The sequence below is a fragment of the Qipengyuania flava genome (assembly GCF_019448255.1).
In the GTDB taxonomy this organism is placed as follows: Bacteria; Pseudomonadota; Alphaproteobacteria; order Sphingomonadales; family Sphingomonadaceae; genus Qipengyuania; species Qipengyuania flava_A.
In genome coordinates, this window is the sequence record NZ_CP080410.1 from 2,402,315 (window position 1) to 2,416,750 (window position 14,436).

General features: G+C 64.5%; 14 protein-coding genes and 1 tRNA gene. 4 read left to right on the forward strand and 11 right to left on the reverse strand.

The features are described from left to right. Positions 1 to 5: 5 nt before the first annotated feature. The 3 genes from KUV82_RS12020 to KUV82_RS12030 all read left to right on the forward strand — a co-directional run bounded on the left by KUV82_RS12020 (position 6) and on the right by KUV82_RS12030 (position 1,694). Positions 6 to 239: a BolA/IbaG family iron-sulfur metabolism protein gene (locus KUV82_RS12020; RefSeq protein WP_219954501.1), complete on the forward strand. Its 234-nt coding sequence runs from the start codon at positions 6 to 8 to the stop codon at positions 237 to 239. A gap of 33 nt (positions 240 to 272) precedes the next feature. Continuing rightward, positions 273 to 602 (forward strand): Grx4 family monothiol glutaredoxin, encoded by a 330-nt coding sequence (gene grxD, locus KUV82_RS12025; protein WP_219954502.1) that lies wholly within the window; start codon positions 273 to 275, stop codon positions 600 to 602. 309 nt (positions 603 to 911) lie between these two features. After that, positions 912 to 1,694 (forward strand): NUDIX hydrolase, encoded by a 783-nt coding sequence (locus KUV82_RS12030; RefSeq protein WP_219954503.1) that lies wholly within the window; start codon positions 912 to 914, stop codon positions 1,692 to 1,694. A gap of 159 nt (positions 1,695 to 1,853) precedes the next feature. Here the strand turns inward: KUV82_RS12030 and KUV82_RS12035 are convergent. Then, positions 1,854 to 1,930, reverse strand: a tRNA-Arg gene (locus tag KUV82_RS12035). A 60-nt stretch (positions 1,931 to 1,990) separates the two neighbouring features. On the opposite strand from KUV82_RS12035, the gene KUV82_RS12040 reads away from it, so the two are divergent. Next, positions 1,991 to 2,695, forward strand: coding sequence for a queuosine precursor transporter (locus KUV82_RS12040; RefSeq protein WP_219954504.1), 705 nt, complete (start codon positions 1,991 to 1,993; stop codon positions 2,693 to 2,695). Between the two features lie 61 nt (positions 2,696 to 2,756). On the opposite strand, the gene KUV82_RS12045 is transcribed toward KUV82_RS12040, so the two are convergent. From KUV82_RS12045 to KUV82_RS12090, 10 genes are all read right to left on the reverse strand, one after another. Then, positions 2,757 to 5,687, reverse strand: coding sequence for a TonB-dependent receptor (locus KUV82_RS12045; protein ID WP_219954505.1), 2,931 nt, complete (start codon positions 5,685 to 5,687; stop codon positions 2,757 to 2,759). A gap of 204 nt (positions 5,688 to 5,891) precedes the next feature. Further along, positions 5,892 to 6,917: a P-type DNA transfer ATPase VirB11 gene (virB11, locus tag KUV82_RS12050; RefSeq protein ID WP_219954506.1), complete on the reverse strand. Its 1,026-nt coding sequence runs from the start codon at positions 6,915 to 6,917 to the stop codon at positions 5,892 to 5,894. Between the two features lie 16 nt (positions 6,918 to 6,933). Continuing rightward, positions 6,934 to 8,049: a TrbI/VirB10 family protein gene (locus KUV82_RS12055; RefSeq protein WP_219956317.1), complete on the reverse strand. Its 1,116-nt coding sequence runs from the start codon at positions 8,047 to 8,049 to the stop codon at positions 6,934 to 6,936. 15 nt (positions 8,050 to 8,064) lie between these two features. Then, the gene (locus KUV82_RS12060; RefSeq protein WP_219954507.1) at positions 8,065 to 8,838 is read right to left on the reverse strand and encodes a TrbG/VirB9 family P-type conjugative transfer protein; all 774 of its coding nucleotides are present in this window, start codon (positions 8,836 to 8,838) and stop codon (positions 8,065 to 8,067) included. Further along, positions 8,835 to 10,004: a type IV secretion system protein gene (locus KUV82_RS12065; RefSeq protein WP_309148077.1), complete on the reverse strand. Its 1,170-nt coding sequence runs from the start codon at positions 10,002 to 10,004 to the stop codon at positions 8,835 to 8,837. Before KUV82_RS12065 ends, KUV82_RS12060 begins: the two co-directional genes overlap by 4 nt. Before the next feature lie 2 nt (positions 10,005 to 10,006). After that, positions 10,007 to 12,445 carry a VirB4 family type IV secretion/conjugal transfer ATPase gene (locus KUV82_RS12070; RefSeq protein ID WP_219954509.1) on the reverse strand — a complete coding sequence of 813 codons (2,439 nt, stop codon included), beginning with the start codon at positions 12,443 to 12,445 and terminating at the stop codon, positions 10,007 to 10,009. Next, positions 12,435 to 12,719, reverse strand: a complete 285-nt coding sequence (locus KUV82_RS12075) for a type IV secretion system protein VirB3 (protein WP_219954510.1) — start codon at positions 12,717 to 12,719, stop codon at positions 12,435 to 12,437. Before KUV82_RS12075 ends, KUV82_RS12070 begins: the two co-directional genes overlap by 11 nt. Before the next feature lies 1 nt (position 12,720). Beyond that, positions 12,721 to 13,020 (reverse strand): TrbC/VirB2 family protein, encoded by a 300-nt coding sequence (locus KUV82_RS12080; protein ID WP_219954511.1) that lies wholly within the window; start codon positions 13,018 to 13,020, stop codon positions 12,721 to 12,723. A gap of 4 nt (positions 13,021 to 13,024) precedes the next feature. Further along, positions 13,025 to 13,654 carry a lytic transglycosylase domain-containing protein gene (locus KUV82_RS12085; RefSeq protein ID WP_258319742.1) on the reverse strand — a complete coding sequence of 210 codons (630 nt, stop codon included), beginning with the start codon at positions 13,652 to 13,654 and terminating at the stop codon, positions 13,025 to 13,027. A gap of 149 nt (positions 13,655 to 13,803) precedes the next feature. Continuing rightward, positions 13,804 to 14,187, reverse strand: coding sequence for a hypothetical protein (locus tag KUV82_RS12090; protein WP_219954513.1), 384 nt, complete (start codon positions 14,185 to 14,187; stop codon positions 13,804 to 13,806). Between the last annotated feature and the right edge of the window lie 249 nt (positions 14,188 to 14,436).

Below are 14,436 nucleotides of genomic sequence, written 5' to 3' on the forward strand. Positions count from 1 at the left end.
GCCCGATGCCCATGGCAGCCGAAGACATCGTCGCGCTGATCGAGGAGGCGCTTCCGGGCGCAACTGTCGAGATGCGTGACCTTGCAGGCGACAACGATCACTGGGCCGCCAAGGTCACCGCGCCGCAGTTTGCGGGCCTGACGCGGGTGAAGCAGCACAAGCTCGTTTACGAGGCCCTGGGCGGGCGCATGGGCGGCGAACTGCACGCCTTGCAACTCACCACCCAAGCCCCCACCTGAGCCTCAACAGGCAACACAGACAAAGGACGGACCATGTCCGATACCAATCAGCGCATCGCCGATATCGTCGGCGGCAACGACGTCGTTCTCTTCATGAAGGGCACCCCGCTGTTCCCGCAGTGCGGCTTCTCCAGCCGGGCCGTGGCGATTCTCGACCATTGCGGCGTCGCCTACGAAAGCGTCGATGTCCTGCAGGACATGGAAATCCGCCAGGGCATCAAAACCTATTCGGATTGGCCCACGATCCCCCAGCTCTACGTGAAGGGCGAATTCGTCGGCGGCAGCGACATCATGATGGAGATGTTCGAAGCCGGCGAGCTCCAGCAGATGATGGACGAAAAGCAGGTCGCGAAGGCTTCTTAATTTTTGCGAGCCCGCATCCGCGGGCGGAAACAAAAACGGGAAAGGCCCGCCCGGTGGGACAACCGGGCGGGCCTTTTTGCGTCTTGGGAGCGCTCGGGTTTGGAGACCTGGGTTTGCGCGCCCCCGTGAAGACTTGAACGGGACACCGTCAGATATGCAGGGGCCGTGCCAAATATCCGCAATCGTGTGTTTCCAGCCATTTCCGTGGTTAACACCCCCTAACCCGATACGGCGGGTGTAAAGAACTCCGACAGAGGTCCCTTCCCTTTCCCGCTTGGCAAGCCGCCCTCGCCCCGCCACAACGAAGCCATGAGTGAGGAAACCGAAAGCGGGAGCGATGGCATCCCGGCAGCCACCGTCGTCATCTTCCGCAACGCGCCCGAGGGCGGCCCGCCGGAAATGCTGATGACCATCCGTTCGCGCGAGATGGTGTTTGCCGGCGGGATGGCTGTGTTCCCCGGTGGCCGGGTCGATCCGGCCGATTTCGAGCTCGGCGCAATGATGGGCGGTCCGCTCGATCCCGACGAAGCCGCCCACCAGATTGCCGTCGTACGCGAGACACTGGAGGAGACGGGCCTCGCCATTGGCCTGTCGGGCGATATCGACGCCGACAAGGCCCGCGCCGCCCGCAATTTCCTGCAGGAAACGGGCGAGCTTGCCCCGGTGCTCGAGCACTTCAGTTGGGAACTCGACCTCGACCAGCTGACCCCCTTTGCCCGTTGGTTTCCCAAGAACGAGCGTATCCCACGCGTCTATGACACGCGCTTCTACCTCGCCAATCTTGGCACGGGCGCGGTGGAGATCGAGGCCGATCTGTCGGAAAACACCCATCTGTTCTGGACCACGGCGCAAGGCGCGCTCGACGCGGCGGAAAAGGGCGACATCAAGGTCATCTTCCCCACCCGCCGCAATCTGGAGCGGCTCGCGCTGTTTGCCGACTTCGGCGAGGCCAAGGCGCAGGCCGAAGCCATCCCGGTACGCACGATCACGCCCTATATGGGCGAACGCAGCGGGAAGACCTGGCTCGAGATCGGCGAAGACCTTGGCTACCCGGTGACGGGCGAGCCGCTGGAAACGGTGGCTAGGGGATAAAGGGCCTCAAGCAGCGAAGCGGTAGGCCAAACAAAAGAATTGGCGCGCCCGGCAGGACTGTGACGTCGCTTCGCGCCGCCACGTCTCCGCGGCTATGCCGCTCCGACTCCGAACTAGGTTCGACCCTTTTGGGCCCGCCAATCCACCCTCCGGGTGAATTGGCGCGCCCGGCAGGACTCGAACCTGCAACTCCAAGCTTAGAAGGCTCGTGCTCTATCCAGTTGAACTACGGGCGCGCGCTGGCCTTCCCATAACGCGGCTTTCGCAAGCGGCCAATCGGCTCTACTCCCTTTGCCATGGATAACGCGCAGACCAGCCCGCAAGCCCCGCACTTTCGCTATTACGACATCGTCATGGCGGCGTTCGTCGCGATCCTGCTGCTGTCGAACATAATCGGCGCAGCAAAGCTGTCGACCGTGGCAGGCTATACCTTCGGCGCCGGGATCCTGTTCTTCCCGGTCAGCTATGTCATCGGCGACATACTGACGGAAGTGTACGGCTATGCACGCGCGCGGCGGGTGATCTGGACCGGGTTTGCAGCGCTGATCTTCATGGCCTTCATGAGCTACGTCGTCGTAGCCATGCCGCCGGCCGAGAGCTGGAACGGGCAGGAAGCCTACGAACAGGTATTCGGCAGCACTTGGCGCATCGTGCTCGCCTCTATCATAGCGTTCTGGGCAGGCGAGTTCGTCAACTCCTTCGTCCTTGCCAAGATGAAGGTCTGGACCAAGGGCAAGGCGCTCTGGTCGCGCACTATCGGCTCGACCATTTTCGGCCAGGGCGTCGACAGCCTGATCTTCTACCCCATCGCCTTTCTCGGCATCTGGGAAACGCAGGATGTTCTCACCGTGATCGTCACCAACTGGCTGCTCAAGGTCGTGTGGGAAGCCGTTCTGACGCCGGTCACCTACCTCGTCGTCGGCAAGCTCAAGCGGGCCGAGGGCGTCGAAGTCTTCGATACGGATACCGACTTCTCACCCTTCGCTTCTTCCAAGCCCTAGGGCCCAAAGGAAAAGGGGCGACCCGCAGGCCGCCCCTCCCTCCCCCAATGAAGGTAGGTGTTTAGAACTTCGCACCAACCGCGAGGCCGTAGCGACGCGGGTCCAGCGTGAAGATGTTGGTGAACAGGCCCGAGCTGGCGTCCGTGACATAGAGACCCGTGACCGAGTCGCTGTCGAAGATGTTCTGGACGAAGGCGCGGACGAACCAGCGATCATCCGAACCGTTCAGCTGGATCTGTGCGTTCGCCTGGACGAACGGTTCGATCCGGTTGACGCGGCCGTTGAACACGTTGCCGTACTGTTCGCCGGTGTAGGCAAGGTCGAAGCGCGGCACGAGGCTCATGCCGTTGTCGAACTCGGCGGTGTACTGGACACCGATCGAGGCCTTGTACTCCGGAGCCTGCGGCAGGCGGTTGCCCCGCAGGTTGACCTGGACACCCGGGCTGAGGACCGCGAGCGGACCGAGCGGGGCGAAGGCCGGGTTGGCCGTCTGAGCATCGAGCACCGAACAGATGCTGAAGGCACCGTTGGAGGCGATGCCGCCGTCTGCCGGGAACGGTGCCGGGCCCTGAAGGCCGAGGCCGGGGTTAACGAGGCCAACGAAAGTGTTCGCCCCGGCACCCGTCACGGCGCACAGCGCACCGTTGGTGATGTCCTTGATGATCACCGCCGTCGGATCGCCGCCGCCCGGATCACGCGGGTTGCTGAAGAACTGGTCCCCGGCGACCTTCGCGTTAAGGTAGCTGAGGTTCATGTTGATCAGCCAGTTGTAGCTCGGGCGAATGATCGACTCGAGCTCCAGACCCCAGATGTTGGCGTCGATCGTGTCGTTGACCGAAGTACGCGCGATGATGCGGCTGAGCTGCAGGTCCTTGTACTTGTAGTAGAACCCGGTGAGGTTCACCTGCAGATCGCCGTTCATGAACGTGTTCTTCGAACCGATTTCGAAGGCGTCGATCTGTTCCGGAGCAAAGCTCTCGTTCACCGCGAAGATCGGCTGCAGCGGCGGGTTGATGCCCCCCGACTTGTAGCCGCGCGAGTACGAGAAGTAGATGTTGTTGTCCGGCGTGATCTCGTAATCGATCACGAAACGGCCGGTAATCTCGTTGAAGCTGACCGTCCGTTCCTGGAAGGCTTCGCAGCCCGGAGCCGATCCGATCGGTCCGACCGGCGAGACCGCAGTACACGGCGTTGCCGGGTCCGCATCGAACTGCGCCGCGAAGGGCGAGTTGAATGCATTGCCAGAGCCATACGGCGTCAGGAAGCTTGCCAGGGTCGAACGCGCCTGGATCGACTTGCTGTCGTCGTTGTAACGCAGACCAGCCGTAATGCTGAGGCGATCCGTCACATCGATATAGGCTTCGCCGAAGATGCCGAAGCTTTCGAGGCTGAAGTCGCTCGTATTGTTGCGGAAGAACGAGGTGCCGAGGTAGCTCGGCGGCAAGCCCGCACCCAGCGAGGTAAACGAACCCAGCAGACCGGTGATGTAGTCGATCGCGAAGGCGTTCACGTAGTAGCTGTTCTCCGACAGGTCGCTACGGGCGTAGATACCGCCGAGGAGGAAGTTGAACGGCCCGTCGAAGTCCGACGAGATGATCATTTCCGCAGACCACGCCTTGTTGTCCGAGTTCGAACGGTCGAACTGCGTGCCGTCTGGCGTACAGATCCGGGCACCGTCGAATGCACCAAGGTTATCGAGGCGGGTGTCGGAAACGCAGAGGTTTCCGTTGCCATCGAACAGGGCGTTGGTGATCGGCGTGAAGTAGCCAGCAGTGCCCGGCCCAAGCGCACCAGCAGCCAGTGCGCCCAGCGTACCGAACGCAACCGTGGCGTTCGGAATAGCGCCGACGCCGTTGTTGTAGTCCTGGCGGCTATCGATCGAGGTTTCCTGATAGATACCGGTCAGGCCAACGCTGATGTTGCCGAAGTTGTGCTCGATATGACCCTGCAGCTGCAGTTCGTCGGCGAAGTATTCCGGCGTGAACTGCGTGTTGACGACGCGCACGTCCGGAGCCTCAACGAAGTTCGCATAGGCGTCCGGCCCGTAGAGGCTGTTGAGACCCAGCGTTCCGGGGATGCCGTTGATCGCCAGGAATTCAGACGAACCCAGCGTGCCGGTGAAGGTCGAGTTCGAGTTGGTCTTGTCGAAATCGCGGCGATTGTTGAGGCAGCCCAGCACGCCCGTAGGGTCGCGCTGACACAGCTGCTTCTGGATACGCATGCGATTGTCTTTTTCGCGGAAGTAATACGCCATCAGGTCGACGGTCGTATCCGGGCCCGGCTCCCAACGAAGCGAGCCACGAACCGCATACATGTCGCGGTCGTCGATATCGCTGCCGTCGAACAGGTTGGTCGTGTAACCGTCGCGCTTGAGGTAGAAACCGGCGGCGCGGAAGCCGAGGCTGTCGCCAATCGGGACGTTGACCATCCCGCGTGCCTTGATGCTGTTGAAGTTGCCGTATTCGAATTCGGCAGCGGCCCCGAAGCTGCCAAGCTCAGGCTTGGCGGTTACGACGTTGACCACGCCCGAAGTTGCGTTGCGGCCGTAGAGAGTACCCTGCGGGCCGCGCAGAACTTCGATGCGCTCAAGATCGAAATATTCGGTCTCGAACAGGCGGGTGCCGAACAGCGGCGAACCATTGGTGTGGATGGCGGTCGCGCTGTCGCACGAAACGCCGACGCACAAATCGCCGATCCCGCGGATTGTGAAGCTGGCCCCGGTGAAGTTGCCCTTGGTGAAGGAGACGTTGGGAAGCGTCAGCTGAAGGTCGCTGGCGTTCTCGATCTGCTGCGATTCCAGCGCTTCGGCGTCGAAGGCGCTGACCGCGATCGGAACTTCCTGCAGGCTTTGCGCCTGACGCTGTGCGGTAACGATGATGACATTGCCGCTTGCAGCCGGTGCCTGCAGCTCGTCATCGGTATCCTGTGCATAGGCCGGAAACGCCACAGCGCTCGCGCAGATTCCTGCGAGCAGGGCAGCTCTTACCCTCATATTCCCTCTCCTCTCCATGTGACCGTCTATTGCGGCCTAGGTGTACAGTGCTAACACACATTCGTATGCGCGCAAGCGTTTGCGCATGATTGTTGCGCAATGGACCACAGTTTTTTGGCAGGTGTTATCCAGATGCCGCAACCAGCGCGCTGGTTGACGCTACGGAATCCGAGATTTTGGGCGATTTAGGCGCGCGGGCGCCGATCAGACCAGTGTATGGCTCTCGGCGATCTGCGCGATGCCGCGTTTGCCCGATGCATCGCGCCCGAGTTGCACGATTACATCGATTACGCTGGCGGCATAGGCGATCGTATCGCTGCGCGTGAGGCCGATTCCGGTCTGCATCACCATGAGCGAAAGCTGCTCCAGCGCGCCGCGCAGGCTGTTGGCGTGGACGGTCGAGAAACTGCCCGGGTGGCCGGTGTTGATGGCGCGCAGGAAGCTCACGCTTTCCGCCCCGCGCAATTCGCCCAGCACGATCCGGTCGGGGCGCAGGCGCAGCGCGGCCTGCAGCAACTCGTTGGCGGTAACCCTGGCCTCGCCCAGTTCGCCCTTCACCGCGACCAGGCCGACGCCGTTCTCGCCCGGAAGCTTCAGTTCGGGCGTATCCTCGACCAGGACCACGCGCTCGTGCTTCGGGATCTCGCCGAGCATGGCGTTGAGGAAGGTCGTCTTGCCGGTACTGGTGCCGCCTGAAACGAGGATCGTCCGGCGCTGGCGGATGGCCTCGCGCAGGAAGGCAACCGGTTCGGCCTGCGCATCGGGCATGGCGCCGCGCTGCGGAGGCACCAGCGGACCGGTGTCGTAGGCGTCGAGCGGCAGGTCGAGGCGGCGGTGGCGACGGATCGCCATGGCCCAGTGCTTGCGCGCGGCCGGCGGACCGCAGAACTGGACACGCGCCCCGCCCGGCAATGTCGCGCCGAGCAGAGGGTGTTCGCGGTTGATGCCCTGGTGGCTGACGCGCGCAACCTGTTCGGCGAGGCGCTGGACCAGCCTGTCGTCGATATCGGGGCGCTCGACCTTCTGCATCCCGCCGGCAGCCGCATCCTCGACCCAGACTTCGCCGGGCCGGTTGACGAGGATTTCGGTCACCGTGTCACGGTCGAGCCATTCGCGGAACGGCGCCAGGTAGGCATCGAGATAGACGCTGCGTTCGCCGTGCAGATCGACCGGCGGGGCGTCCTCTTCCGGATGATCGTCCGGCTGGAAGGGATGGATATCGGCGCTCACGACGTGGGGATCCCGCTTAGCTGACCGCGGAGAAGTCCAGGTCGCGGGCAGTGAAGATGCGGATCGGCTCGCCCTGGCGCACGCGCACCGTGGGTCCGCGCTGGCCGTCCTGCTGGGCGGCGGTGGCCGCTGCCGACTGGCTTGCGCCGCCAACCAGCACACCGGCCGCGCCGCCCGAGACGAGCGAGCCGACACCGCCGACAACCGATAGCAGCATCGCCGAGCCGAAACGCTTGAAGAAGCTGTTGCCCGAAACCTTGCCGGCAAGGCCGGTGGTGCCGTCGAAACCGATGGCGGGCGACGCGAGATTGACCGAGGCGCCGTCGGGACGGATCAGGCGGGTCCAGATGACATAGGCGCGCTTCTGCCCGTTCTGCAGGCCCGACTGGTACTGGCCGATCAGGCGGCTGGAACGCGGCACGAGCACCTTGGTGCCGTCAAAGCTGCGCACATCCTGGCTGACCACCGCGCGGACATAGCCCGGCACATTGGTGTCGATCGCGGTTTCGAGAATAGCCGGGATCAGCGTGCCCTGGGTTACCGTCGTCGCCGGATTGACCATGGCCTGCGCCTGGGCAGGCGCGCCGCCCACGCCGCCGATGCGGCTGGCGAAGTCGGTCGCCGAATTGCCCGTCGGCGCGGCGGTGCCCGTCGGGACCGGAACGCCCTCTGCGGTCGCGAGAGTTGCGGGTGAAGTGCCGGCGTCGAACACGACGGTCGGGTTCGCATAGGGGTTGGCGGCAAGGCCGGGCTGCGGCTGCGCGGAAAGAACCGGCTGCGGAGCCGGGTCGGCGCGCACGACCGGCGCCGGTGCGATCGGTGCAGGGGCTGCCGGGGTGATGGCCTGCGGCGGAACGGCCGGGGCCGCTTCGACAAGAGCCTGCTGGCCTCCAATCCCTTCCGGTTCCGCCACGCGGGCTGAATTCATGCTCCACAGCGTGACGAGCCCGAGGCCGGCAACAATCGCGATACCGGCCACAAGGCCGAGCGCATCGGATTTGCCCGAGGGGCGCGCCACGGCCGGGAAGGCGTTGCGCTGCGCCAGGTCGATGACCTCTGCATCGCTTTCATCGCGCGGATCGACATCGTTGGCGATCCCGGTGTCGCCCGGCTTCTTTTCGGGCAGTCGCATGGCAAGACGCATCGGTTACCTCCCCTTCGAGGCGAGAGCGGGGTTGCCGCTCGCACTGGCAGCGGGGCGCTCGGGCCCCGTGTTGATGAGCTGGGCGCTGTTGCGGCCCGAACGCAGGACGATCGATCGCGGCACGCCGTCGACTACAATCGTGTCGCCGCGCACGGTAAAGTTTACCGGGCCTTCGACGCCTTCCGAATTGGTGACCAGGATTGCCGGCACGTCCTTGCCGTTGGGCCAGGTCAGGAAGGTCGCGGTGCCGTCGTCATAGGTGTTTTCCGGCAGCAGTTCCGGATCGCCCGAGGCGTTCCAGGCGAAGTTCAGGTCGGCCGGGTCGACCACCGCATAGGGGTCCCGTGCAGCCTGCTGCTCGACGGCGTTGGGCGCTTCGGCGAGCTGCACGTCCTGCTCGTCCTCCGGCTCGTCCGGATAGGCAAAACGCATCAGGTAGAGCGGCTTGGCATTCGGATTGGCGACCAGGTCGAACAGGTAGGTGCGCTTGCTCGTGATGACCGTCAGATTGGTTGAGGCGCGCGCTTCCAGCGGCTTCACGAACAGGATGTTCGCGCGCTTGTTGGGCGTGACCTGCCAGCTTGCGCTGTCACCAATGGCGACGTTTTCGATGACCTCGTCATCGCCGAACATGATGCTGGCCTGGACGGTGACGCGGCCTTCGACGCGCACCACCTTGAACTCGTCATACATCACTTCGACGAGACGCGAATCCTGGGCAATGGCGGGCGTGGCCACCAGGGCGAGTGCGAGCGCGGGTACAAGCGCGCGAATCATGCGGGTTTCTCCATGGAACGGTCGAGGGCCTTGGGCGTGGCGGACTTGAACCGGCTACCGATGCCGGAGCCGCGCACGCGGGCCTTGCTAGAAACGGCTTGCTGAGCAGAGCCTGAAGAGGTGGCGTAAACTTTGGTTACGCGCGAGGTGCCACCACTGCCTGCGCTGCCGGCGTCATTCGCGGCGTAGGCGGTCGGCACGGCGGAAACATCGATCCTGCGGGCCTGGCTGCTGGCCTGGTTGGCCGCCTGCGCCTGCGCGAGCGCGGCAGCGGGGGCCGCAGGCTGGACTGCCGGAGCGCTGGTCGATTTCTCTTCCTTTTCGGGCACGAGGCCGAACACCGTCCAGCCAGACACCATGGTGCCGGCAACCTTGAGCACCAGCGCCATGAGCGCGACATGCACGGCGCCGATCATGAAGAACGCCATGCCCGCCTGCGGGTCGACCTGGCCCGGCGTGGCCGTGAGCGCACCCAGAATGGGCACGGCAAGCTCGAGCATCACGCTGCCGCCGAGAACGGCAAACAGCGGTACGAGCGCGCACATCGTCAGCCCCTTCACCCAGCCGGTGAACAGGCCGCGCGTGCCGTTGAACAGCGCCATAACCACGAACAGCGGGCCAAGCGCGATCAGCACGCCCAGCGCGATCTTGGTGGTCACCAGCAGCCCCACGGTGCCCAGCATGAAAAGCATCGCACCGAACCACATCATGCCTTCTGGCGAGAAGGTCGAGATATCGGTGGCCCCGGCGCTCGCTTCCTGGATCGCGATGAAGACCACGTCGATCTTCTGCGCGAAGGTGTCTGTGGCCGAACCTTGTGTGCCGGTCAGGATTCCCGCGAGATAGTCAGGTGTCGCCACGGCGAGGTTCCAGACTACGCTTTGGTAAGCAATCCAGCTGGTCGCGAAGGTCAGCACGAGGCCAAGCGTCATCATGCGCGGCACCAGGCTGCGCACGCCGATATTGGTGCGGCCGGTCAGCAGCGCGAGCGCGAAAAGCGCGATGAAGATGGTCAGCAGGATGGTCAGCACCGTGCCGAGCGAGCCGCCCGGTGCGAACAGGCGCCCGAACGCGGCCGCGCTGGCTTCGCCCGCGATGCAGTCGACCCCGCGCAGCGCCGCAGCGACGCCGTTGCCGACCTGTTCGGTGGCCTGTTGGCAGTTCACGCTCACTCGGCAGCAAGGCCAAGGGCTTCGACCCCGGCCTCCCCTTCATCGTTTGCCCCGCCCGGCCACTTGGTGCCGGTCAGCGCGGGGAACCATTCCGAAGGCGCATCGCCGAGCGCTTCGCGCAGCAGGTCGAGGCGGCGCACAGAGCTTTCGCGGCCCGAAAGCAGCGTCAGCACTTCGGGAGCGCCCGAAAGGTCGAGACGCACAACCACGCTCGCATCGGGCTGGCGCACGAGGAAGCAGCGGCTGTGTGCCGGCAGCGTGCGGATGAGCGCAAGCTCGTGCTCGGTCAGGCCGAAGCCGTCGCAATAATCTTCCGGCCGCGCGCGCGAGTTGGGCATGAACACCATGGTCGCAGTCTGCTCGACCAATGCGGTGGAAATGCGGCTTTCCAGAGCATCGCGCGCCGACTGCGTGGCGAAACCGACCAGCGCGTTGCGCTTACGCAGGGTCTTGAGCCAGTCGCGAATGCGGGCGGCGAAGATCTCGTCGTCGAGCGCCTTCCAGCCCTCGTCGATCAGGATCATGGTCGGCTTGCCGTCCAGGCGCTCCTCGATCCGGTGGAAGAGGTACATCATGGTCGGCGTGCGCAGCTTGGGGTTTTCCAGCAGCGCGGTCATGTCGAACCCGAGCACACGAGCCGACAGGTCGAGCTTGTCGTCCGCGTTGTCGAACATCCAGGCGTTCTCGCCCTCACCGATCCAGGCGCCGAGGCGGTCGGCCAGATCGCCCGGCTGCGGGCGGCGGCTGCCCGAGAGAAGCTCCTTGAAGTGGCGCAGGCGGCGCAGAGAGGCGTCGTTGGCGTAGGCCGCGTCGACCGCACCCGCGATGGTCTGCTCTTCTTCCGGGCCTTCTGCCTTCAAGAGCACGCCCAGCCAGTCGCGCAGGAAGGCCTTGTTGCCCGGCGTGTCGGGCAGCGCGAGCGGGTTGAAACCGGTCGGCTCGCCCGAACGGATGCTGTCGTAGCGCCCGCCGATGCCGCGGACGAACAGTTCTGCACCGCGGTCCTTGTCGAACAGGATGGTGCGCGGGCTGAACTTCTGCGCCTGCGCGGCCAGGAAATTCATCACCACGGTCTTGCCCGAGCCGCTCGGCCCGATGACCGAGAAATTGCCGAGGTCGCCGTGGTGGAAATTGAAGAAGAACGGCGTAGCGCTGGTGGTTTCCAGCAGCGTCACCGCCTCGCCCCAGTGGTTGCCCTGCGCCTGGCCGAGCGCAAAGCCATGCAGCGAGCCGAAGCTTGCCATGTTCGCGCTCGAGATAAGCGCGCGGCGCACGAGATAGCTCTCGTTGCCGGGGAATTGGCCCCAGAAAGCGGGCTCGAGATTGGTGTCTTCGCGCACCGCGATCGCGCCAGTATCTGCGAGCGCGGCGGAACAGGCGGCCATTGCGTCATCGAGGCGGCCGAGGTCGCGTTCCTTGACCATGACGGTCAGGTGGTGGTCGCCGAAACCGACTGCACCGTTACCCAGCGCATCGCGCGCGGCCATCATGTCGGCGCGCTCAGCAGCGGCTTCCTCGTCGGCGCTGCGCAGGCGGCGAATGGCGAGATCCATGCGCTCGCGGGCGGTCTGGCGCTCGGTCGGCGCGTAGCTTTCGCTCACCACCATTTCGAACGGCAGGCGCAGCAGGCTGTCGAGCAGGCCCGGGCTGGTCGCTTCGGGATAGTCCTTGAGCCCGATGATGCCGGCAAAATCGGGCGAACCCGAGCCGCGCATCTCGATCGCGTCGAGGCCGAAGCTGACACGGCGGTAAGGCAGCATGTGGCCCAGATTGACGTCGTCGGCCGGCTTGCGCACCGGGCGCATTTCGCCGTTGTAGAGCGCGCTCAGCAGCTCCAGCATCTCCGAATTGGTATTGCCCTGCGGCCCGACGTAATCGGCCAGCGGCGTTGCGCCATAGGCCTGCAGCGAGGCGACGAGCCCCTGCGAGGCCGCGCGCAAGCTGCGCAGGTCCTTGGGATCGGCTTCGAGCTGTTCGGGGCCCTTGCGCTTGAAGGTCTTGGCGACCCGCTCGGCAAAGCCGGCCTTGCCGCGCGCAGGACGGCGAATGAGGGTGATGAATTGATCGTTCACGAAGAGCTGGCCAGACCCCAGCCGCTCGCGCCAGCGCGCGTCAATATGGCGGCTGATCGGATCAGGAAAGTCCGCTTCCAGATCGACCGACACGCGGCGGCGGATAACGTGATGATAAAGCACGAAGCGCGCATCGAGCGTCGAGCGCAGCACCACTTCGCGCGTTGCGGCGTGGGCGTTCAGCGCTTCGCTGTCCTCGGTCTCGAACAGGAGGCCGGGCACCTGGATCGCGGTCATCACGCTGCCATCGCGCAGCAGCAGCGTGCTTTCGTCGATCAGGCGCAGGTACGGCAGGCGATCGCCGGCGCGCGCTTCCTTCGCGCTCCAGGCAGCGGCGCCCATCCACTTCTCTTTACGCGGCATAGGAATTGCACCCCCAGCGCTGGTAGTTCTTCACCCGCGGGCATTTGCTGACCTTGGTGATCCACAGGTCGAAAATGCGCGGCTCGCGCAAGCAAGCGAAGTAGCCGATGCCGTGCATCACGGCGAAGACCAGCAGCGAAAGCCAGCTGCCGGTGATCAGGAAAGCCTCGGTCGTCACCATCCCGTTGATGATGAAATAGTTATATGTCACCCCCGCGAACATCTGCGGGCGCGTGAGAGCGCGGTGAACGGGATGGCGGACGAGCGCGGTCATATCAGCCTGCCACGCCCTGGATGCCGGCGACGATCGATGCTGCGCCGAACAGGATGAACACGCCGATGATCACGGTGGCGCCGAAGCGCCAGTTGAGCCGGCCGGTCAGCATCATGAATCCGACAGCGGCAACCGCCATCACGGCAACAGCGGTGGCGACGTTGCCGAGCAGCGTGCCCTGCAGCCAGCCGAGCGCGGCCACGATCGGGCCCGAACCTGCCGGGTCCGCGGCTTGCGCAAAGGCGGCGCTGGGCGTCAGGAAGGCAGCGAGGACTGCCAGAGCGGAAAAGATGCGACTCACTTAGTTACTCCCGTGAATGGTCGGAGAGGCGGCCCATGATGGCTGCCACATAATGCTGGGTTTCGCGGATGCGCGGGATGCCGCCGGCGCGGATCACGCGCCCGGGCCCCGCGTTATACGCCGCGAGCGCTTTTTCGAGATCGCCGTCGAACCGGTCGAGCTGTTCGCGCAGGTAGCGCGCGCCGCCTTCTAGGTTGGCAAAGGGATCGTCCGGATCGACACCAAGCTCGCGGGCCGTGCCCGGCATGAGCTGCGCAAGGCCGCGGGCACCGACCGGCGAAACCGCGTTGGCGCGCCAGCGGCTTTCCTGCCACACCAGCGCTTCGATCAGCGTCGGGCTCAAGTCGAACCGCTGGGCGAGCTCGGCCACCTTGGCCTTGTACCCTTCGGGGACGAGGCGGGCGTGCTGGCCCGGATCGGCAACCGCGAAATCGGGGACGAAGATGTCTTCCGGGACTTCGATAAGTTCGGCCTCGGGCGCAATTTCCGTGGAGGCAGCCGGAAGCGCGGCGCCTGCGCCGGCAATCCAGCGCGCACCGTCCCCGTCTATCTCCATGACATCCGCCTTCGCAGGGAAGGCGATCAGCGCTGCGCAGGACAATCCCGTAACCAGCGCCAAGCGTGCGAGAATCATTGCACCCTCCGTCCGGTCCCGATGGCCATGATACATGACAGGCGAGTGACAGGAAGCTGAATGTTCACAGGATTGTGGGCCGCCGCGCACAAAGAAACCCGCCTCCCCGGAAGGAGGCGGGCCTGATGGCTCGGCTGTCTCGCGAAGACTTAGCGGAGCGAAAGCGCGTAATAGCGGGCGAACTCACCCTTATCGAGCATGGCCAGCGCCTTGCGGGCCAGGCGGCGGGAATCCACCCAGCGACCGTCGGCGGTCTCCAGTTCGACGCTGCTGCCGGCTCCTGCAGCCGCTTCGAACTGATCACGCGCAGCGTCATAGTTTCCCGTGCGCGCGAGAGCGATGCCGTGATTGATGAGCCGGGCCGGGTCATCGGCTGCCAGCGTGTCGCAGCTCTCGATCGCTTTGCGGGCCGCATCGTTCTCGTTGGCTACCAGCTCTTCGTAACCAACGTCGTAGTCGGCCTCTGGGGCAGGAACAGCGCCTGCCGTTCCCTGTGCCATCAGCGCCAGCGCGATGCTCGTCATGATTGCCATTGAAACTGCTCCCAACTGTGTTGTGCGAGCATGAATGAGCGAATGTTACAGCAACTGCAACAAAACCGTAACATTGTCATATTTCTGCAACCTGGCGTCGAATTTTCGGTTTTTGGATGAAACCGGCGCAGTTCGTCGCATTAGCTGTTGAAACTGCAACACAACGGTCACGAACCGACAAAAACTGTCACGAAGGACCCCTAGCGGGCGAGTCGCGATCAACGAACTCGCATCATCGATTCATCCGGT